This window comes from Streptomyces sp. SID8374 (assembly GCF_009865135.1).
GTDB lineage: Bacteria > Actinomycetota > Actinomycetes > Streptomycetales > Streptomycetaceae > Streptomyces.
The window spans coordinates 991,660-1,010,350 of record NZ_WWGH01000002.1 but is presented as its reverse complement, the minus strand read 5'-3'; the positions used below and the strand labels follow the sequence as shown (position 1 = coordinate 1,010,350).

14 protein-coding genes are annotated in these 18,691 nt (G+C 72.2%); 1 reads left to right on the top strand and 13 read right to left on the bottom strand.

Annotated features, from left to right (window positions below; translation table 11 throughout):
• Nucleotides 1-83 precede the first annotated feature (83 nt).
• The 5 genes from GTY67_RS27960 to GTY67_RS27940 form a co-directional block, all read right to left on the bottom strand.
• Nucleotides 84-1,151, bottom strand: coding sequence for an iron chelate uptake ABC transporter family permease subunit (locus tag GTY67_RS27960; RefSeq protein ID WP_161280704.1), 1,068 nt, complete (start codon nucleotides 1,149-1,151; stop codon nucleotides 84-86).
• Complete coding sequence (locus GTY67_RS27955; RefSeq protein WP_161280702.1) at nucleotides 1,148-2,185, bottom strand: iron ABC transporter permease; 1,038 nt, start codon at nucleotides 2,183-2,185, stop codon at nucleotides 1,148-1,150. The genes GTY67_RS27960 and GTY67_RS27955 overlap by 4 nt, the downstream gene beginning before the upstream one ends.
• A 50-nt stretch (nucleotides 2,186-2,235) precedes the next feature.
• Entirely contained in the window at nucleotides 2,236-3,282 is a 1,047-nt protein-coding gene (locus GTY67_RS27950) for an iron-siderophore ABC transporter substrate-binding protein (RefSeq protein WP_161280700.1), read from the bottom strand.
• A 329-nt stretch (nucleotides 3,283-3,611) separates the two neighbouring features.
• Entirely contained in the window at nucleotides 3,612-6,380 is a 2,769-nt protein-coding gene (locus GTY67_RS27945) for a molybdopterin-dependent oxidoreductase (protein WP_161280698.1), read from the bottom strand.
• Nucleotides 6,377-7,201 carry an FAD binding domain-containing protein gene (locus GTY67_RS27940; RefSeq protein ID WP_161280696.1) on the bottom strand — a complete coding sequence of 275 codons (825 nt, stop codon included), beginning with the start codon at nucleotides 7,199-7,201 and terminating at the stop codon, nucleotides 6,377-6,379. Before GTY67_RS27940 ends, GTY67_RS27945 begins: the two co-directional genes overlap by 4 nt.
• A gap of 204 nt (nucleotides 7,202-7,405) precedes the next feature.
• Between GTY67_RS27940 and GTY67_RS27935 the strand changes: the two genes are divergently transcribed.
• Complete coding sequence (locus tag GTY67_RS27935; RefSeq protein ID WP_161280694.1) at nucleotides 7,406-8,950, top strand: PucR family transcriptional regulator; 1,545 nt, start codon at nucleotides 7,406-7,408, stop codon at nucleotides 8,948-8,950.
• Nucleotides 8,951-8,963: 13 nt separating this feature from the next.
• Here GTY67_RS27935 and GTY67_RS27930 read toward each other — a convergent pair whose 3' ends face one another.
• The 8 genes from GTY67_RS27930 to GTY67_RS27890 all read right to left on the bottom strand — a co-directional run bounded on the left by GTY67_RS27930 (nucleotide 8,964) and on the right by GTY67_RS27890 (nucleotide 18,429).
• Complete coding sequence (locus GTY67_RS27930) at nucleotides 8,964-9,668, bottom strand: GntR family transcriptional regulator (RefSeq protein WP_093686227.1); 705 nt, start codon at nucleotides 9,666-9,668, stop codon at nucleotides 8,964-8,966.
• A 98-nt stretch (nucleotides 9,669-9,766) separates the two neighbouring features.
• On the bottom strand, nucleotides 9,767-10,768 hold the full coding sequence (locus GTY67_RS27925) for a proline racemase family protein (RefSeq protein ID WP_161280692.1): 1,002 nt from the start codon (nucleotides 10,766-10,768) through the stop codon (nucleotides 9,767-9,769).
• Between the two features lie 49 nt (nucleotides 10,769-10,817).
• Complete coding sequence (locus GTY67_RS27920; RefSeq protein ID WP_161280690.1) at nucleotides 10,818-11,714, bottom strand: dihydrodipicolinate synthase family protein; 897 nt, start codon at nucleotides 11,712-11,714, stop codon at nucleotides 10,818-10,820.
• 52 nt (nucleotides 11,715-11,766) lie between these two features.
• Complete coding sequence (locus GTY67_RS27915; RefSeq protein WP_161280688.1) at nucleotides 11,767-13,455, bottom strand: NAD(P)/FAD-dependent oxidoreductase; 1,689 nt, start codon at nucleotides 13,453-13,455, stop codon at nucleotides 11,767-11,769.
• Nucleotides 13,406-13,717 (bottom strand): (2Fe-2S)-binding protein, encoded by a 312-nt coding sequence (locus GTY67_RS27910; RefSeq protein WP_161280687.1) that lies wholly within the window; start codon nucleotides 13,715-13,717, stop codon nucleotides 13,406-13,408. The genes GTY67_RS27915 and GTY67_RS27910 overlap by 50 nt, the downstream gene beginning before the upstream one ends.
• A gap of 66 nt (nucleotides 13,718-13,783) precedes the next feature.
• A complete protein-coding gene (locus tag GTY67_RS27905) occupies nucleotides 13,784-14,929 on the bottom strand; it encodes an FAD-binding oxidoreductase (RefSeq protein WP_161280685.1) in 1,146 nt (381 codons plus the stop codon).
• 681 nt (nucleotides 14,930-15,610) lie between these two features.
• Nucleotides 15,611-16,621 carry a LuxR C-terminal-related transcriptional regulator gene (locus GTY67_RS27895; RefSeq protein ID WP_161280683.1) on the bottom strand — a complete coding sequence of 337 codons (1,011 nt, stop codon included), beginning with the start codon at nucleotides 16,619-16,621 and terminating at the stop codon, nucleotides 15,611-15,613.
• 464 nt (nucleotides 16,622-17,085) lie between these two features.
• A complete protein-coding gene (locus tag GTY67_RS27890; protein ID WP_161280681.1) occupies nucleotides 17,086-18,429 on the bottom strand; it encodes a PLP-dependent aminotransferase family protein in 1,344 nt (447 codons plus the stop codon).
• Nucleotides 18,430-18,691 lie beyond the last annotated feature (262 nt).

The window sequence follows — 18,691 nt, the reverse complement described above, 5'->3', positions numbered from 1 at the left end:
GGCGGGCAGTATGGTCGACGAACCTGTACGTGACCAGTCGTCATCGTTCCCGGCGCCTTCGCGGCGCGGACCGGGCCGGGCTGTCACAGCACCCCCCGGCGCCACTCGCGTATCAGCAGATAGCCGAGGTACGCCCCGCCGATCGCCATGGTGTAGATCCCGACCGGCAGGTCCTCGAAGAGCGGCAGCTGCTGGGCGCAGAGGTCGGCTGCGACCAGCAGCAGCCCGCCGGTGAGACCGGAGAGCAGCAGGTGGGGGCCGGATCCGCGGGTGAGGCGCTTGGCGATCTGCGGGGCCGTCAGGGCGATGAAGGCGATGGGTCCCGAGACGCTGACGGCGGCCGCCGAGAGGGCGATGGCGAGGACCACGGCGAGGGTCTTGGCCCTCCTCGGTTCGGAGCCGAGACCTTCGGCGATGTCGTCGCCCATCTCGCCGATGTCGAGGCGCCGGGAGATCAGCGCGGTCAGCGGGGCGGCGGCGAGCAGGACGAGCCAGATGGTGGTGGCGTCGGTCCAGGAGCGGGCGGTGAGGCTGCCGTTGACGTAGGCGGTGAGGACGGAGGCCTTGTCGCGTTCCAGGGCGTAGACGACGTACTGGGTGACGGCGGCGCCCATCGCGGCGACCCCGATACCGGCGATGACGAGCCGGGCGGGGTTGCGGAAGCCGGTGCCGGTGGAGACGTACACGAGGGCCATCGCGGCGACCGCGCCGATGAGCGCGCCGACGGCGACCGGGACGGTGCCGGGGAACATCAGCGCGCAGATCGCGGCGCCCGCACCGGCCCCGGCGGAGAGGCCGATGACGTCGGGGCTGCCGAGCGGGTTGCGGGTGACGGACTGGAAGAGCGCGCCGGAGAGGCCGAGCGCGGCGCCGACCCCGATGGCGACGGTGAGGCGGGGGCCGCGCAGCCGGTTGAAGACGAAGCGGTCCTTGCCCTCGGCGTCCCCGAGGAGGGCGGCGGGCAGGTCGGCCAGGTCGAGGCCGAGGCGTCCCCAGGTCAGCGTGGCCACGGCGGCGGCGAGGAGGAGGACGAGGAGCCCGGCGCCCGCGAGGACGGAGGCCCGGCGCATCGGGACCGCCACGGTGCGGCCGATGACCAGATAGCCGCGGGGAGCCTTGGCGGGCGCGCGAAGGGGTTCGGTGACGGTCATGTGGTGCCCCGCATCCTGCGTACGGCGATGAGCAGCGCGGGTGCGCCGATGAACGCGGTGACGACGCCGACCATGAGTTCGGTGGGGCGCATGACGACCCGGCCCACGATGTCGGCGAGGAGCAGCAGGGTGGGCCCCAGCAGCGCGGAGAAGACGAGCTGGACCCGGAAGTCGACGCCGACCAGGGCCCGTACGACGTGGGGTACGGCCAGTCCGACGAAGGCGATCGGGCCGACGGCGGCGGTCGCGGCGGCGCTGAGCAGGGTGGCGGCGAGCAGCCCGCCGCCCCGGGTGCGGGCCGGGTTCGAGCCGAGGGCGACGGCGGTCGCGTCGCCCAGGGCCAGGGCGTTGAGGCCGGGGCCGAGGGCGAGCGCGAGGAGGAACCCGACGGCGGCGAAGGGCAGGACGGACCAGAACACGTCGAAGTCCCGGCCGCCGAGGGCGCCGACGACCCAGTAGCGGTAGCTGTCGAACACCTGCGGCTTGCTGAGGGTCACCGCCTGGATGAACGCCATCAGTACGGCGGTGAGCACGGCCCCTGCGAGCACCAGGCGCACCACGCTCGTGCCCGTACCGGCGGAGCCGATGACGTGGACGAGCACCCCGGCGACCAGCGCGCCGGGCAGCGCCCACCACATGGTGTCGGTGGCGCCCGACGCGCCGAACCAGGCGGTCGCGGCGACGATGCTCGCGGAGGCACCCGCGTTGATGCCGAGAAGTCCCGGTTCGGCCAGCGGGTTGCGCGAGACGCCCTGCATGAGGGTGCCCGCGACCGCGAGGCAGAGTCCGGCGAGGACGCCGAGGGCGGTGCGGGGGTAGCGGCTCTCGATGATCGCGGTGACGTTCTCGTCGGCGCTGCCTCCGAGCACACCGAGGACATCGCCGAACGAGGTGGAGCGGCTGCCGAACATGACGCTCGCGCAGAGCGCGATGGCCAGCGCCGCGACCGCCGCGAGCAGGAGGAACGCCGTCCGAGCGGCGCCGGTACGGGAGGTACCGGCGCCGCTCGGCGGTGCGACCGTGGTGGTTGCCATGGGAGTGAAGTGTGCCTGGTGGCTTCGGCGGTTCGGATACCCGGCCGGGGTTACTTGCCGGCCTTCTTGACGGCCTCGTCGATGATCGGCAGGTAGCGCTCGATCGTCCACGGCACGGTCAGCGGGTTGATGATCGAGGAGGCGGTGACGAAGGAGTTGTCGTTGCTCGCGACGACGGCGCCCTTCTTGATCGCGGGGATCGCGCCGTACAGCTTCTGGCCCTCGATCTCCTTGCGGTTCTTCGCGTCCGTGTAGAACGTGAAGATCAGGTCGCTGTCCTTCAGCTTCTCGGCGTTCTCCAGGCCGATGAGGGCCGAGTCGGTGCCGGGGGTCTCCTTGAAGCCGTTGACGACCGGGTCGACCTTCAGGCCGAGCGAGGAGACCATCTTGACGCGCTGCTCCTCGGGCTTGAAGACGCCGAGGGTGCCGGGGCCGGAGTTGTAGATGTAGGAGAAGGTGACGTCCTTGTAGTTCGGCCGGGTGGCCGCGGCGTCGGCGAGCTGCTTCTCGATCTTCGTCTTGAGGGCGTCGGTGTCCTTGGTCCGGCCGAGCGCCTGGCCGATGATGTCGATCTGCTGGTCCCAGTCGGTGCTCCACGCCTGGTCCGGGTAGGCGACCGTGGGGGCGATGTCCTTGAGGACGTCGTACTGCTTCTGCGTGATGCCCGACCAGGGGGCGAGGATGACGTCGGGCTCCAGCTCGGTGATGGCCTCGAAGTCGATCTCCTCGCCGCCCGCGAACTGCTTGGGCAGCTTGTCGCCGGACTTCTTCACGGCCTCGTTGATCCACGGGAGGTAGCCGGACTTGTCGCTGCCCCACGGGTAGCTCTCGATGCCGACCGGGGTCTGGCCGAGGGCTATCGCGGTCTCGGCGGAGCCCTGGCCGAGGGTGACGATGCGCTTCGGCTGCTCCTCGATCTTCGCGGTGCCGAGCGAGCTCTTGATCGAGACCGGGAAGGCGCCTCCGCTCTTCGCCGTGTCCTTCGCCGCGTCCTTGCTGTCACCGTCCGAGGAGCAGCCGGCCAGGACGACGGCGAGGGCGACGGCGGTGGCCGAAGCGGCAAGGGTGTGACGACGCACGCGGGTGAAGCCGAGCATGGGTGTTCCTCATGGTTGGACGAGCAAGTGAGAGTTAGGCAAGCCTAAGCTAACGTACAGGGTGCCCTGGTGGGCGCCCTCCCCCACCCTCCCGGCCGCGACCTGGTCTGAGGCGGCCGAGGGGTGCGGGCTCGGCCAATCCGCCTGCCGTACGGCTCCGAATCACTGGTGGGAGCCCGTCCGGACTCTCACAGCGAGGCAGGTGGGACCCATGGCCCAGGCACGATCACTGCTCACCCCCGACCTTCCGCCCCGCTTCGCGACGCCGGACCTCCCGGGGGCGCGGGTTCCGGCCGACCGGCCGGCGCCCCGCTCCCCGGAAGTGACCGTCAGCCCTTCCCGGCCTCGTGGAGCGCCAGCCACACCCGGTCGCGCGTCAGCGGCAGCTCGGTGAACCTGATGCCCGTGGCATCGCGCAGCGCGTTGGCGAAGGCCGGGGCGACCGGGTTGAACGGGCTCTCGCTCATCGACTTGGCGCCCAGCGGGCCGATCGCGTCCGAGGTCTCCATGAAGTGCACCTCGGTACGCGGCACATCGGCGTACTGCGGCAGCCGGTAGCGGCGGAACGCGGCCGTGACGACCTGGCCGCGCTCGTCGAGGCGTACGTTCTCGAAGAGGGTCGCGCCGAGCGCCTGCGCCACCCCGCCCTCGACCTGGCCCCGGCACTGCATCGGGTTCATCACCTTGCCCGCGTCGGCGGCGTGGACGCTGCGCAGGATGCGGATCTCACCGGTGCCCGGGTCCACCGCGATCCGGAACCACTGGGCGTTGAACGCCACCGAGCGCGGTGAGCCGCCCCAGTGCCCGTCCGCCGACAGCTCGCGCCCGGCCGCGCGGGCAGCCTGGAACAGTTCCTTCAGGCTGACCACGCGCCCGGCGCACTCCACGGCGTCCGCCGTGAGCCTGCACTCCTCCAGAGCCGCCCCCACATGCTGGGCCGCGAACTCCAGCAGCTGTACGGCGAGGGCGTCGGCGGCCTTCATCACCGCCTTGCCCGCCACCACCGTCCCGGCCGAACCGAAGGCGCCCGTGTCGTGCCGGACCACATCGGTGTCCGACTGGCGGATCGCGATCCGGTCGACGGTCGTGGAGAGGGCGCCCGCGGTGATCTGCTTGTGGACGGTCGTGGTGCCGTTGCCGAACTCGGCGGTGCCGACGGCGATGTCGTACGTCCCGTCCTGGAGCAGCTTCACGGTGGCGTCGGCGAAGTGGCCGCCGGGCGGGCCGGTGGCGATCATCGACATCCCGCTGCCCTGGCCGACGAGCCACCCCTCGGGGACGTCGTCGCCGGGCCCGGCACCGGCCAGGGAACCGGAACCGTGCCCGTACTCCCCGATCGCGTCCCGTACGACCTGGAGGCACTGGTCGAGACCGTAGCTGGCGATCTCCAGGTCCTCCTCCTCACCGCCGGGGCTGATCATGTGCTCGCCGGGGCCGATGATGTTCAACTCCCGGAAGACCAGGGGGTCGACGCCGGTGCGCCGGGCCAGTTCGTCCATCACCGACTCGACCGCGAAGACGACCTGGCCGAGTCCGTAGCCCCGGAAGGCGCCCGCGGGAACGGAGTTGGTGTAGACGGAGTAGGCGTTCACCTTCTTGTGCGGGGCGCGGTAGACGGCCATGGACTCGCCGACGCTGTGGAACATGACGGCGGGGCCGTGGTTGCCGTACGCCCCGGTGTTCGACACCACCCGCACCTGAAGGGCGGTCAGCGTGCCGTCCGACCGTGCGCCCGCGCGGACTTGGATGGTGAAGGGGTGGCGGGTGGTCGCCCCGTAGAACTGCTCGGCGCGGGTGTACTCCAGCTTGACCGGGCGGCGCAGCCGCATCACGGCGAGCGCCACGATGTCCTCGACGATCATCTCCTGCTTTCCGCCGAAGCCGCCGCCGACCCGGCCCGCCAGCACCCGTACCTGCTTCAACTCCAGGTCGAACAAGGCGCACAGGGCCCGCCGCGTGAGGAAGGGGGTCTGGGTGCTGGAGCGCACGGTGAGCCGTTCCCCGCCGTCCTCCCCGCTCTCGTACCAGGCGACCGCGCCGTGCGTCTCCAGACTGGCGTGCTGGACCCGTTGGGTGCGGAAGGTCTCCTCGTAGACGACGTCGGCCTCGGCGAACCCCTGCTCCACCGAGCCGATCTCGCCGTGGACTTCACCGACGACGTTGTTCTGGGGGCGGGCGATGCGTGACTCGGGGCCCTTGTCGTGGACGACCGGGGCGCCGGGGGCCATCGCCTCCTCCGGGTCGGTGACGTACGGGAGTTGCTCGTACGTCACCTCGATGCGGCGGCACCCCTCCTCTGCCGCCGCCTCGCTGTCGGCGACCACGGCGGCGACGCGCTGGCCGATGTAGCGGACGGTGTCGTCCAGCAGCCGGGTGTCGTCGGGGTCCTCGGTGGGGTGCTCGTGGCGGGCGGTGGAGTAGAGCCGTTCGGGGGCGTCGTGGTGGGTGAGGACCAGGTGGACGCCGGGGACGCGCAGGGCGGCGGCCGTGTCGATGGCGACGATGCGGGCGTGCGGGTGCGGGGAGCGCAGGAGCTTCATGTGGAGGAGGCCGGGGACGTCGAGGTCGAAGGTGTACCGCGCGGTGCCCGTCACCACCTGCGGCCCGGCCGGGGCGCCCAGGTTGCGGCCGACGGCCCGCCCGGCGTCCGGCTCCTCGGTGTGCCGTACGCCGCGCACCGCGTCCTCGATGGCCCGGTAGCCGGTGCAGCGGCAGATGTTGCCCTTGAACGCCCAGGGCAGGTCGTCGAGTTGCTCCTCGTCGAGGGCGGCCGTCGTCATCAGGTACCCGGCAGTGCAGAACCCGCACTGGAACCCCTGCGCGTCGAGGAACTGCTGTTGTACGGGGTGGAGTTCGCCGCCCTCGCCCGCCAGCCCCTCCACCGTGGTGACGGCCCGCCCTTCTGCCCGGACCGCCGGGTAGAGGCAGCTGTGCACCGGCTCCCCGTCGACGTGCACCGTGCACGCCCCGCAGTCCCCGGCGTCGCAGCCCTTCTTCACCCCGAACCAGCCGCGCTCGCGGAGGTAGGTGCGCAGGCACTGCCCGGCGCGCGGCTCGTCCGCGAAGGACCGGCCGTTGATGTGGATCCCGTAGCTCATACCGCTCCCCCTGCGATCAGTTCCTGCCGGATCTCCTCGGCGAAGCGGAGCGCCATGTGCCGCCGCCACGCGGGCAGTCCGTGGATGTCGTCGAACCAGTCGTCGGGGCCCACCGTGGAGTCGATCGCGTTCCGCAGCGTGTCCCGGTCCGGCGGCAGCGGGAACCAGAAGCGGAACGGCCGGACCGTCGCCGCGCTCACCGTCACGGCCAGCGACCCGTCGACCGGGTCCAGGACCCCGATGACCAGGGCCCCCGAGCGCCCGAGCCCGTACAGGGACGCCTGGCGGAACGCCGTACGGGAGGCGAGGGCGCGGGCGGGCAGGGTGACCGAGCGCAGCAGCTCGCCCTCGGCCAGGTCCTTGCGGCCCGCGCCGGTGACGAAGTCCGCCACCTTCACCCGGCGCAGCGAACCGTCCTGGGCGCGGAGCAGGCAGGTGCCGTCCAGCGCGGCGGTGAGCGAGATCATCGGTCCGGCGGGCAGGGCGTTGCAGAGGTTCCCGCCGACGGTCGCCATGTTCCAGATCTTGAACGAGGCGAGGAAGGCCCGGCAGCACTGCTCCACCAGCGGAGCGGCCGGTGCGCCCCACGTCTTCCCGAACCGCGAGAGCTGCGCGATCGTACAGGTCGCCGCGGTCTCCAGCGAACCGTCGGGCAGCTCGCACACCGGCTCCCAGCCCATCCGGCTCAGGTCCACCAGCCGCCGCAGATGCGGCTGCGGCTCGGAGAAGAGATAGGTGCCCCCGCCGAGCCAGGCGTCGCCCGGCCGCCAGGGAGCGGGGCTACGGGCGTCCCGCACGTCCAGCACCGTGTTGAGGTCCATGCCCGCCAGTGAAGCCCCGCGACAGGGGCCCGCACGACTGGTTCACCGTACGGAAATACACCAGGCCCAAGACGTAACACTGGAGGATCAACCAAGAGGTGTTTGCCCCCTTAAGCCTGGCATTTACGATGCAGTGACTCGCATTGGCCTCGTGAATGTGAGAGGCCAGGTGTGGTGCCCGGCAGCCCTGCAAGGAGACCGCCCATGCACGTCGAAGACCTCCTCCGGCTGGAGTCCCTGGACCTCACCCTGCTCTGGGGCGGCCCCCCGCTCCTCGCGCGGGAGATCAGCGGGGTCACCGCGACCGATCTGGAGGACCCGGGCCGGTTCCTCCAGCGGGGCGAGATCGTGCTGAGCGGCCTGGTGTGGTGGAGCGCGGCGGACGAGGAGGGGGCGGCGGACCGGTTCGTCACGGCCTTGCGCGATGCCGGTGCGGCCGCGCTGCTGGCGGGCGAGGAGACGCACGGGACGGTGCCGGATGTGCTGGTCGAGGCGTGCCGCCGGCACGGGATCGCGCTGTTCTCCGTGCCGGTGCACACCTCGTTCCGGGCGATCACCGACACCGTGTACCTGCGGCAGTGGGGCGATCTCAGCAGGCGGCCCGCCGCTCCCTACGCGCTGCCGGAGAACGTACGGGGCGAGCTGAGCCGCCTCCTCGCGGACGGCGCGGCCCCGGACACGCTGCTCACCCGGGCGGTGGCGCATCTGGGGACCCCGCCCTGTCACGTGCTCAGCGCCACCGGGCGCACGATCGCCCGTACGCCGACGGCCCGGGCCCTCACCGCCGCCCAGGCGGCCGAGCGGCTGAAGGCCGCCCTGCGCGTGGACCCGGACGCGTCGGCGTACGGGCAGTGGTTCCTGCATCTGGCCGGAGAGGTGGACGTCCCTCCGCGGATGCTGCACGAGATAGCCGAGGTGTTCGCCCAGTACCGGCAGGGGGTGCTGCGCCGCGAGGCCGCGGCGCGCGGTCCCGCCACGGAGCTGCTGGCCCTGCTGGACACGCCGGGCTCCGGTGCCGCGCCGCTCGCGGCGGCCCTGCGCGCCTGCGGTCTCCCGGAACAGGGTCCGTACACGGTGGTCGCGGTGTCCATGGGGGCGGCGGGCGGCGAAGGGGCGGAGGCGCTGGGGGAGGTTCTGCGCCACCTGCCGGAGCAGCGGTTCACGGTGGGGCGCCTGGCCGGGGGCGGGGCGGCGGCGGTGATCGCCGCGGATTCCGGCGCGAGGGACGCCGACGTGCCGGACGCCGACGCCCCTGATGCTGTGGTCTCCGCCCTGAAGGACCTCTGGCCCACGCTGCTCGCCTGCGACGAGACCGCCCTCCCGTACGGGGGCGTCAGCGCCCCGGCCGCCACCCCGGCCGACCTCAACGGCGCGCTGGTGCAGGCCCGTTACGCGCTGACCGCCGCGTCGCGGACAGCACCGGCCGAGGGCGCGCACCTCACCGCGATCCAGGACCTCACGACGCTGGGCGCCCTGCTCGCGGGCGTCCCCACCGACGTACGGACGGCCTTCGGCATCCATGCGCTGGGCCCGCTCGCCGACGCCACGAACCCCTCCCACCGGATGCTCCTGGAGACCCTCGACACCTTCCTCGCGCACAACGGGTCCTGGGCGCGGACGGCCGAGGCCCTGCATCTGCACGTCAACACCGTGCACTACCGCATCCGGCGCGTGGAGCTGCTCACCGGCCGTGACCTGGGCCGTCTCGACCACAAGCTGGACCTGAAGGCGGCGCTGCTCTGCCGCTGACCGATCGTGCGGCTCAGCCCCGGTGCAGGGTGAGCGCGGTCCGCTTCTCCGGCTGCGGGCGGCTGGCCCAGAGGGTCCGTACGTGTTCCAGGTGGTGGCGCATGAGGGCCTCCGCCGCCTCGGCGTCCTGGGCGATCATCAGATCCAGCAGCCGTACGTGCTCCTCGGCGGAGTCGACGAGGACCCCGGCCTCGTCGAGTTCGGTGAGGCCGTAGAGCCGGGACCGCTTGCGGAGGTCGCCGACGACCGAGACGAGGTGGCGGTTGCCGCCGAGGGCGAGCAGATCGAGGTGGAAGCGGCGGTCGGCGTCCAGATAGCCGATGAGGTCGTGTCCCCGGGCCGCCGCCACGATGGCCTCGGCGCCGGGGCGCAGGGCTTCGAGCTGATCGCGGGTGGCGGTCCGGACCACCTTGCCGACGGTGGGGACCTCGATGAGCGTACGGAGCTCCGTGTACTCGTCCAGGTCCTGTTCGGTCATCTCCGTCACCCGGAAGCCCTTGTTCCGTACGACCTCGACCAGCCCTTCATGGGCGAGGTCCAGCATCGCCTCGCGCACCGGGGTGGGCGAGACGCCGAACTCGGCGGCGAGGGCGGGGGCCGAGTAGACGCCCCCGGGCTTGATCTCCCCCGCGATGAGCGCGGCGCGCAGCGCGTGGGCCACCTGGTCGCGCAGGTTCTCGGTGGGAGACACGAGTTTGCGTGACTGCAAGGTGACCACGGCGTCCTCCGGGACTTCGGGCTTCTTCGGTGCAATGTCACGTTACCCGAAGGGAGTTCACCTCCCGAGAGGGTCGCGCCCGGTCCGGGCCGGGTTCGTCACAGCAGGAAACCGTCCGGGAACGGGTCGCTGGGATCGTGGTGGAACTGCGCGGTCCCGGTGATCCAGGCGCGCCCGGTGATGGTCGGGACGACCGCGGGCACCCCGGCCACCCGGCACTCCTCGACGAGCCGGCCGGTGAACGACGTACCGAGGAAGGATTCGTTCACGAAGTCGCGGTGCAGGGGCAGTTCACCCCGGGTGTGGAGCTGGGCCATGCGGGCGGAGGTGCCGGTGCCGCAGGGCGAGCGGTCGAACCAGCCCGGGTGGATGGCCATGGCGTGGCGGGAGTGCCCGGCGTTCGATCCGGGGGCCAGGAGCTGGACGTGGTGGCAGCCGGTGATCGACGGGTCCTCGGGATGGACGGGCGGTTCCGTCGCGTTGATGGCGGCCATCAGGTCCAGCCCGGCCCGCAGGATGTCGTCCTTGCGCGCACGGTCGAAGGGCAGGCCCAGGCGGTCCAGGGGCAGGATCGCGTAGAAGTTGCCGCCGTAGGCGAGGTCGTAGGCGACGGTGCCGTGCCCGGGGATCTCCACCCGGCGGTCGAGGGCGACGGTGAAGGAGGGCACGTTGCGCAGGGTCACGGCGGTGGCCGCGCCGTCCTCGACACGGACCTCGGCGACGACCAGGCCGGCGGGGGTGTCCAGCCGGACCGTGGTGACGGGTTCGGTGACGGCCACCATGCCCGTCTCCACGAGCACGGTGGCGACGCCGATGGTGCCGTGGCCGCACATCGGCAGCAGCCCGGACACCTCGATGAACAGCACGCCCCAGTCGGCGTCGGGCCGGGTGGGCGGCTGGAGGATCGCCCCGCTCATCGCGGCGTGGCCGCGCGGCTCGTACATCAGCCAGGTGCGGAGGTGGTCGAGGTGCTCCTGGAAGTAGGTGCGCCTCTCCCCCATGGTGGCTCCGGGTACGGTCCCGATGCCGCCGGTGACGACCCGGGTCGGCATGCCCTCGGTGTGGGAGTCGACGGTGTGGACGGTACGGCGGCTGCGCACAGTGCTGCTCCTTCGTGGTGGGCCGGGGGGGCCAGGTTCAGCCGCTGCCTCAGTCGAGGCCTTCGGCGAGGAGCTTCCCGGTCAACGCCCGCACGGTCGCCTCGTCTTGGGGCGAGAGAGGGGTACGCGGGGGCCGGCAGGGTCCGCCGCTGCCGTCGGCCACCACGTCCTGGGACGCCTTGATCGCCTGCACGAACTCGGTCCTGGAGTCCCAGCGCAGCAGCGGGTGCAGCTTCCGGTACAGGGGTACGGCGGTGTCCAGGTCACCGGCGACCGCCGCGCGGTAGAGGGCGGTGCAGGAGCCGGGGAGCGCGTTGGGGAATCCGGCGATCCAGCCGACGGCCCCCGCGACGGCCAGCTCCAGCAGGACGTCGTCGGCGCCGATCAGCAGGTCGAGGCCGGGGGCGCGCTCGGCGATCTCCCAGGCCCTGCGCACATCGCCGGTGAACTCCTTCACGGCGACGATGTCCCCCGCCTCGTGGAGCTGCGCCAGCAGAGCGGGGGTGAGGTCGACCCGGGTGTCGTACGGGTTGTTGTACGCCACCACGGGCAGCCCGGCACGGGCGACCTCCGCGTAGTGGGCGCGGACGGCGGCCTCGTCGGCCCGGTAGACGTTGGGCGGCAGCAGCAGGACGGAACCGGCCCCTGCCTCCGCCGCCTGCTCGGCCCAACTCCGGGCCTCGGCACTCCCGTACGCGGAGACGCCCGGCATCACCCGGGCCCCGTCGCCCGCCGCTTCGACGGCGGTCTCGACCACCCGGCGGCGCTCCTCGTCGGTCAGGGTCTGGTACTCGCCGAGGGAGCCGTTCGGTACGACGCCGTCGCAGCCCGCGTCGATGAGCGAGCGGACGTGGTCGGCGAAGGCGTCGAGGTCGACGGAGAGGTCGTCGTGGAACGGCAGCGTGGTGGCGACCATGACGCCGTGCCAGGGGTGGGTGCGGGGCATGGACAACTCCTCGGGTCGGGGCGTGCGGTGGTGGTGGTCGCGGTGGGCGACATCAGACGGCTGAGGGTCCTGGGGCGGGGGCGGGGCCTGCGTCGGCAGCCGGGTGGGAGGGAAGGCGGGAGTCGGAGTCCGCGAGGTCCTGGAGGGAGACCGGGCAGGAGAGCGGGCGGCGGGCGGCGACGAGTGGGGCGGAGCCGTCGCCGTCCGCCGCGAGGCAGGTGACGGCCGTCTCGCACATGCGGCCCTGGCACCAGCCCATGCCGGCCCGGGTGAGGAGTTTGGCGCTGCGGCTGTCCCGGGCGCCCAACTCGTGTGCCTGACGCAGTTCGTGGGCGGTGACCTCCTCGCAGCGGCAGACCTCGGTGTCCTCGGTGAGCCACTGCGGCCAGTGGGGGCCCAGGCGGTGGACCGCCGCCATGAGGTCGGCGAAGCGGCGTTGCCGGGCGATGGCCGGGCGGGGCCGGGTGCCGCGTGCGCCGCCTCCCCGGAGGGCGGCCGCCATGCTCAAGGCCGCTGACCGCCCCTCCAGCAGCGCGAGTTGGACGCCCCCGACGCCGGTGGACTCACCTGCGGCCCACAACCCGTTCACGTCGGTGCGCTGTTGGTCGTCGACGACGACGGCAGGGGTCCCGTCCGGTGCGGTGCGCAGGGTGCAGCCGAGGGCGACGGCGAGTTCCAGTTGCGGGACGAGGCCGTGGCCGACGGCGAGCGCGTCGCAGGCGATGCGCACCTCGGTCCCGGCCACCGGACGCCAGTACCGGTCGAGGGCGGCGAGGGTGACAGCCTCGACCCGGTCCGTACCGTGCGCCCGGACGACCGCACTGCGGGGGCGCAGCCGGATCCGGTACCGCAGGAGATCCGCCGCGAGCCGGGCCCCTTCCGCCGCCTTCGCCGGGTTCCGGGCGAGCACACCGGGGCGGGCGGCGTAACCGGCGTACGAGGCCGCCTCGGCCAGGACCGGAACGGTGGCGCCCGCCTCCGCGAGGGAGACGGCGACGGCGGGCAGGAGCGGTCCGCTCCCGGCCACGACGATGCGCCGCCCGGGCAGGGCGCGGGAGTCCTTGAGGATCGCCTGAGCCCCTCCGGCGGCGACCACGCCGGGCAGGGTCCAGCCGGGGAAGGGGAGTTGGCGTTCGTAGGCGCCGGTGGCGAGCAGGAGGAAGCGGGCCTGGGTGAGGTGTGGGGCGTGGGGCGGGGCGCTGTCGTGGGATGGGGAGCCGTCGGCCGACGTACTGCCGGGGGTCGGTGCGTTGCCGTCGGCCGATGCACCGGAGGCACTACCGGTCGGCGCGCCATCCACCGGGACGTGGCGCAGGGCCCAGCCCTTGGGACCCGCCGCCGCGCCGCCTCCCCCTTCGGCCATCCAGACATGCCGTCCCGCCAGGTGGGTGATCCCGCCTCCCCGCACGTGTGCCGCCAGGCGGGCGGACCACGCGGCGAAGGTGGCCCGCTTATGGCCGACGGGATTCCCCTTCGGGGCGAGCCCGGGGGCGGCATGGCGGAAGAACTGGCCGCCCGGCCGCTCCGAGGCATCGATGAGCGCGACGGACAGGCCGCAGTCGGCCGCGGTAACGGCGGCGGCCAGGCCTGCGGGCCCGGCGCCGATGACCGCCAGGTCGTAACTTCGGGACGTCGGAAGGGAACCCCTTGCCGCGGGGCCGGGCACCGGGCCTCCACTCCCCCGCAAGCCGTCAGACGTCGAACTCGTCACGCCCGTGTCCTTCCTGCGAGGTGACCGCATCGCCCTCCGACACCCGCACGAGACAGGCGCGTTGACCGGGTGTGCCGTTGACGGTGATGAGGCAGTCGAAACAGACGCCCATCCCGCAGAACGCGCCTCGCGGCCGTCCGCCGCCTCGTGTGGTGCGCCAGGCGACGATGCCGTGGTCCCAGAGGGCGCCCGCGATGCTCTGCCCCTGGCGGGCGTCGAGGGTCCGGCCGTCGAAGGCGAAGCGGACGGAATCGCCTTCGGCCTCGGCGGGTGGTTCGGCTCGTCGGCGCATGGACCGCACTTCCCCTCTCTCGTCACTCACGCACTCATGTGGAGGTACCAGTACGAGGAACCCGACCTATGTCCTGGCAGGTTCGGTCAGCCGCCCCGGGTCGAAGGGCCGGACGTCGATCCCCGCCGCTTTTCCGGTCAGTTGCTGCGCGATGGCCAGCCCGGTCGCCGGTGCGAGGCCGATCCCGGCGCCCTCGTGGCCGCAGGCGTGGTAGAGGCCGGGGACGTACGGGTCGGGGCCGATGGCCGGCAGATGGTCGGGCAGGTACGGGCGGAAGCCGCAGTAGACCCGCAGGACGCGCGCCTGTGCCAGCACCGGGAAGAGGGCGGTCGCGGCGGCGGCCAGACGGTGGACGGCCTCGGCCGAGATACGGCGGTCGAACCCCACCCGTTCCCGGCTCGCCCCGATGAGGACGGGCCCGGCGGGTGTGCCCTCCACGACGGGCGAGGTCTGCAACTCGGCGTCCCCGCTCGCCACATCGGCGACGTACCCCGCCGCGTACACCTTGTGGCGGATCAGCGGGGGCAGGGGTTCGGTGACGAGGACGAAGCCCCGTCGCGGCTGGACGGGAAGGTAGGAGCCCGCCAGCTCCGCGATCCGGTCCGCCCAGGTGCCGGCCGCGTTCACGACCGCCCCGGTCAGCAGTCGGCGGTGCGCGGTCCGCACCCCGCTGATCCGCCCGTCCGGGGTGGTCGTCACGGCGGTGACCTCCTCCCCCAGAAAGCGCCGCGCCCCCGCCCGCACGGCAGCCTCCAGAAGGCGGGCGGCGGCCCGGGCCGGCTGCACCTGGGCGTCCTCGGGGTAGTGGAACCCTCCGGGGAGGCCGGGCGCGAGATGGGGCTCCCGGCCGTGGAGACCGTCGGCGTCCACCTCCTCCACGGAGACCCCGCACCGGGCTTGGGCGGCGGCGAACTCCCGTAACGATGCGAGCTGTTCGCCGTCCTCGGCGACGACCAGGCCACCCTTGGCCTCGAACTCGATGTCTTCGGGCAGCACTTGGGAAAGCTCGCCCCAGAGCGTGAGCGACACCCGGGCCAACTCCAGCTCGGGACCGGGCTCCTTGTCCGAGACGAGGAGGTTGCCCTCACCCGACCCACTCGTACCGCCCGCGACCGGCCCGCGGTCGACGACGGCCACCGACAGACCGGCCTGAGCGGCGTAGTAGGCGCACGCGGCACCGACGACTCCGGCGCCGATCACGACGAGATCCACGGACTCTCCCTTGAGCACGGCAGTAACATGTCACATGACTCAGAGCCTGCCAAGACCCGCTCCCGCCGGGGCGGGAGCGGTTCGCCGGCGCGGGAATCTCCGGCCCCCGGGGTCAGAACTCCGCGGAGACCACGAGCCCCGACACCGCCTGTTCGGCGGCGATGGAGAGGTAGCGCCAGCCGGGGGCGGGGCTGTTCACCGTCACCGTCTCGGCGGTGCCGGGCGGACCGGTTAGCGAAGTCGGCCTTGGACGGCCAGGAACCGGCCCGGGCGGAGACACTGGAACGTACGCAGTTGCGGTCGAGGCAGGTTCGCTCGGGGAGGGCCGAGCGGCTGGGCGAAGTCCGCTCCCGCTGACGGGTGTTCGTGCCCCAACGCATCGACGGGCCCCCGGTCCGCTGCTCCTGCTGGTGGATCGCCGGGCGCCGCTCGCACCGGAGTTACGCTCCGCACCGGCCCGGCTGGACGCGGCGCAGGAGCCGGGAACCACCGTGATGGTCGGCTGGAGACCGGGCGGCCGGACTCCGGGCCGGCCGATGCTCCGGCACCGGAGCAGTCCGTGCCCCGCCTGGTCGGCCGCAGGGACAGCCCCGTCTTCCACCTCCGGGCCCGGAGGACCTCGGCGGTCTGCTGCCCAGGGCCCTGGAGTCCGCGTATCAGGGGTACCTCCGCGACAGCGTTTCACGGCAGCTCCCCCGTATCTCGAACATCGAGCAGGGCGCTTTCCCTTTCCAGCAGCCGCCGTTGGGACAGGAGGTAGCCCAACTCGGCCCGGCTGCGGCTGCCCAGCGCCTCGGAGACCTTGCGGATGTGGGTGGAGACGGTGCGCGCGCTCATGCCCAGCCGGGACGCGATGGACTCGTCCGTATGGCCGGTCACGACCATGCGGAGCACGGTCCTGCGGACGGCGCTGGTGAGCAGGTCGGGGCGGTGCCGTTCGACGCTGATGGCGACGGGCTCCGCCCGCTCCCACGCGTGATCGAACATCTTGGCGAGGAACTCGATCACCCCCGGGTCCCGGAGGGCGAGCGCGGTACTTTTGCGCTCCGCGGTCCCCGGGATGAAGGCGATGGCGCGGTCGCAGATGATGACGCGCTCGAAGATCTCATCCACGGTACGGACCTGGGCGCCTTCGGCGAGGACCTGTTCGATGTAGGCGAGGGTGGGCGCGTGCGACCGGACGCTGTGCTGGTAGAGCGTGCGCTGCCGTACGCCTTTCCGCAGCAGCGCGAGATCGCGGGGTAAGGCCTCGGCGAGCAGCGCGGGCCGCCGGCCGCCGCCGGGCTGCGCGGTCAGCAACTCCTCCTTGCAGGACCCGACCGCCTTCCGCAGCGCCTCGCCGATCACCTCCTCGCCGTTCAGGGACTCGATGGGCAGCTCGGCCCGGCGCCGGACCTTTCGGTAGACGGCTTCCGCCGCGAGAAAGGATGAATGCAGGACGTCCAGGGATTTCCGGCGCTCTTCGATGTCTCGCTCCATATGACGCGCGAGCAGCGACTCGGCGATTCCCGGGGGAACCGGTACGTACACGTCCTGCGCACCGGGCAGCGGCCGCAGAAGTCCGGAGCGTACGAGACACCCGGGCACATCACCCGATACCGACCCCGCCTCCAGCGCCTCGCGGTAGCGCCGCAGCCCCTCCGCACACAGGCGCACCTCGACAAGTGGCGTTATGTCAGGTTCTGGCGTCATCTGCCCATCCTTCGTGTTGCCGCAATGCGTGGTCGGGACGACAGGCAGGCTCGCATCGACGCCGGAATATGCGAAAGGATGACCGTGACGCAAACAATGCACCCGAACAAAAGCGAGCGGGATATCTTCCGCGGGTCGATCGACAGGAAGCCGCCCGGGAAATTTCACAAACGGGAAACACTCGCCGTGAAACATGGAAACAATCACATCGACAAGGTGATGGTATGTATCGGACCGTCAGCGCTGCGCATACTTGCTTTTCAGCAATTACACATCGCGTACAACGGGCGCGAAAAGACTCGGCCTGGGGCTGATGCACAAAGAGCACAAAGAGCGTCATTCCCTATCCGGCCTATTCCTCCTCGAAATTGACAGAGAAATGTCTCACGATTCGAGACGGCGGCCGAGGCCCTGGCGTCAGGACCGGCCTCGGCCCGGACTCGGTCACCGCCTCCGCCCCGGCCTCAGTCCTGCGCCAGATCGTCCGGGGCGGACCTGGCGAGGTCCGCCAGGGTCGCCAGAGCCCGCGAGAGGGTCTCCTCGGCGGGCGAGGCGAGGCCGAGCCGGATCGCGTGCGAGCCGCGGTGCCGGCCGACGGAGAACGCGGCGGCCGGGGTGACCGCGATACCGTGCCGGGCCGCCGCGGCGACGAAGGTGTCGGCACGCCACGGGCGCGGCAGCTCCCACCAGCGGTAGTACGACCCGGGCGCGGAGCGGGTCACGAAGTCACCGAGGTGGCGCCGCGCGATCTCCTGCCGCTCCACGGCCTGCCGCTGCTTGGCCCGTACGAGCGTTTCCACGGCACCGTCAGCCTGCCACTGGGCCATCGCCTCCAAGGGGAAACCCATGGGCGTCCAGCCCCCCGAGCGCAGAGCGGCCGCGACCCCGCCCGACACGGCGGCAGGGGCGACGGCGAACCCGAGGGAGAGCCCCGGAGCCAGCCGTTTGGACAGGCTGTCGACGAGGACGGTCCGCTCGGGCGCACGCGACGCGAGAGGCGGCAGATCATCCCGGAGGAAGGCCCAGACGGCGTCCTCGATCGCATGGATCCCGCACGTCAGCAGCACATCGGCCAGGCGGTCCAGCCGGTCGGCGGGCATGGTCAGCGACAGCGGATTGTGCAGAACCGGCTGTACGTAGACGGCGTGCAGCGGCCCGGCCCGGTGCGCCTCCTCCACCGCTTCCGGGATGAGCCCGGCCTCGTCCATCGCGAGCGGCACGAGGGTGACACCGAGCCGGGTGGCGATCGCCTTGAGCACCGGGTACGTCAGCTCCTCGACGCCCAGCCGCGCGCCCGGCCGGGTCACCGCGGCGACGACCGCCGAGATCGCCTGGCGCCCGCTCCCGGCGAACAGGATCCGCGCCGGATCGGGGCGCCAGCCGCCCCGCGCGAGCAGGTCGGCCGCGGCATGGCGCGCGGCGGGGGTCCCGGCCGCGCCGACCGGGCGCAGGACCGGCTCCAGCCGGCCGGGGCGCAGCAGCCTGCCGAGCCCGGCGGCGAGCAACTCGGCCTGCTCGGGCACCACCGGGTAGTTCAGCTCCAGGTCGACCCGGCTGTCGGCGGGTTCGGAGAGCGCGGGCGCGGCGGCCGCCGCACGGGAAGCGTCGCGCACGAAGGTGCCGCGGCCCACATGGCCCTCGGTGAAACCCCGGCGCGCGAGCTCCTGATAGACGCGGGTGGCGGTCGAATTGGCGATGCCGTACTGCCGGGCGAATTCCCTTTGGGTGGGGAGCCGTTCACCCGCCTTGAGCCGGCCCGCCCCGATGTCAGCGGCCACCGCGTCGGCGACGCTCCGGTAGTCCTTCACGGACCCCTCCTCCCGTACTCATCGCTCTCGCTCTCGCTCATCACTCATCGCGCATTGATGCGGTCGCCTTGGTGCCCTCGCCTTGATGCGCTTGTCGGCATCGAAGCACAGTATTGCACCGAGTTCAATATTTCGTATTGAACCGAGGAAAGAATTGACCTTACACTCGAATTGCTCCGAGGTACGCCCTCCCACAGGGGCCGGAAATCCACGGGGCGAGCGATGCGAGTGACAGAACTGGCCACGGAACAGAAGGCGGCGC

What these genes read in the sequence shown, in the direction of transcription:
- GTY67_RS27960 (WP_161280704.1), bottom strand. Translation starts at nt 1,151, where the DNA reads ATGACCGTCACCGAACCCCTTCGCGCGCCCGCCAAGGCTCCCCGCGGC.
- GTY67_RS27895 (WP_161280683.1), bottom strand. Translation starts at nt 16,621, where the DNA reads ATGACGCCAGAACCTGACATAACGCCACTTGTCGAGGTGCGCCTGTGT.
- GTY67_RS27915 (WP_161280688.1), bottom strand. Translation starts at nt 13,455, where the DNA reads ATGCGGTCACCTCGCAGGAAGGACACGGGCGTGACGAGTTCGACGTCT.
- GTY67_RS27945 (WP_161280698.1), bottom strand. Translation starts at nt 6,380, where the DNA reads ATGAGCTACGGGATCCACATCAACGGCCGGTCCTTCGCGGACGAGCCG.
- GTY67_RS27935 (WP_161280694.1), top strand. Translation starts at nt 7,406, where the DNA reads ATGCACGTCGAAGACCTCCTCCGGCTGGAGTCCCTGGACCTCACCCTG.
- GTY67_RS27920 (WP_161280690.1), bottom strand. Translation starts at nt 11,714, where the DNA reads ATGCCCCGCACCCACCCCTGGCACGGCGTCATGGTCGCCACCACGCTG.
- GTY67_RS27910 (WP_161280687.1), bottom strand. Translation starts at nt 13,717, where the DNA reads ATGCGCCGACGAGCCGAACCACCCGCCGAGGCCGAAGGCGATTCCGTC.
- GTY67_RS27955 (WP_161280702.1), bottom strand. Translation starts at nt 2,185, where the DNA reads ATGGCAACCACCACGGTCGCACCGCCGAGCGGCGCCGGTACCTCCCGT.
- GTY67_RS27940 (WP_161280696.1), bottom strand. Translation starts at nt 7,201, where the DNA reads ATGGACCTCAACACGGTGCTGGACGTGCGGGACGCCCGTAGCCCCGCT.
- GTY67_RS27950 (WP_161280700.1), bottom strand. Translation starts at nt 3,282, where the DNA reads ATGCTCGGCTTCACCCGCGTGCGTCGTCACACCCTTGCCGCTTCGGCC.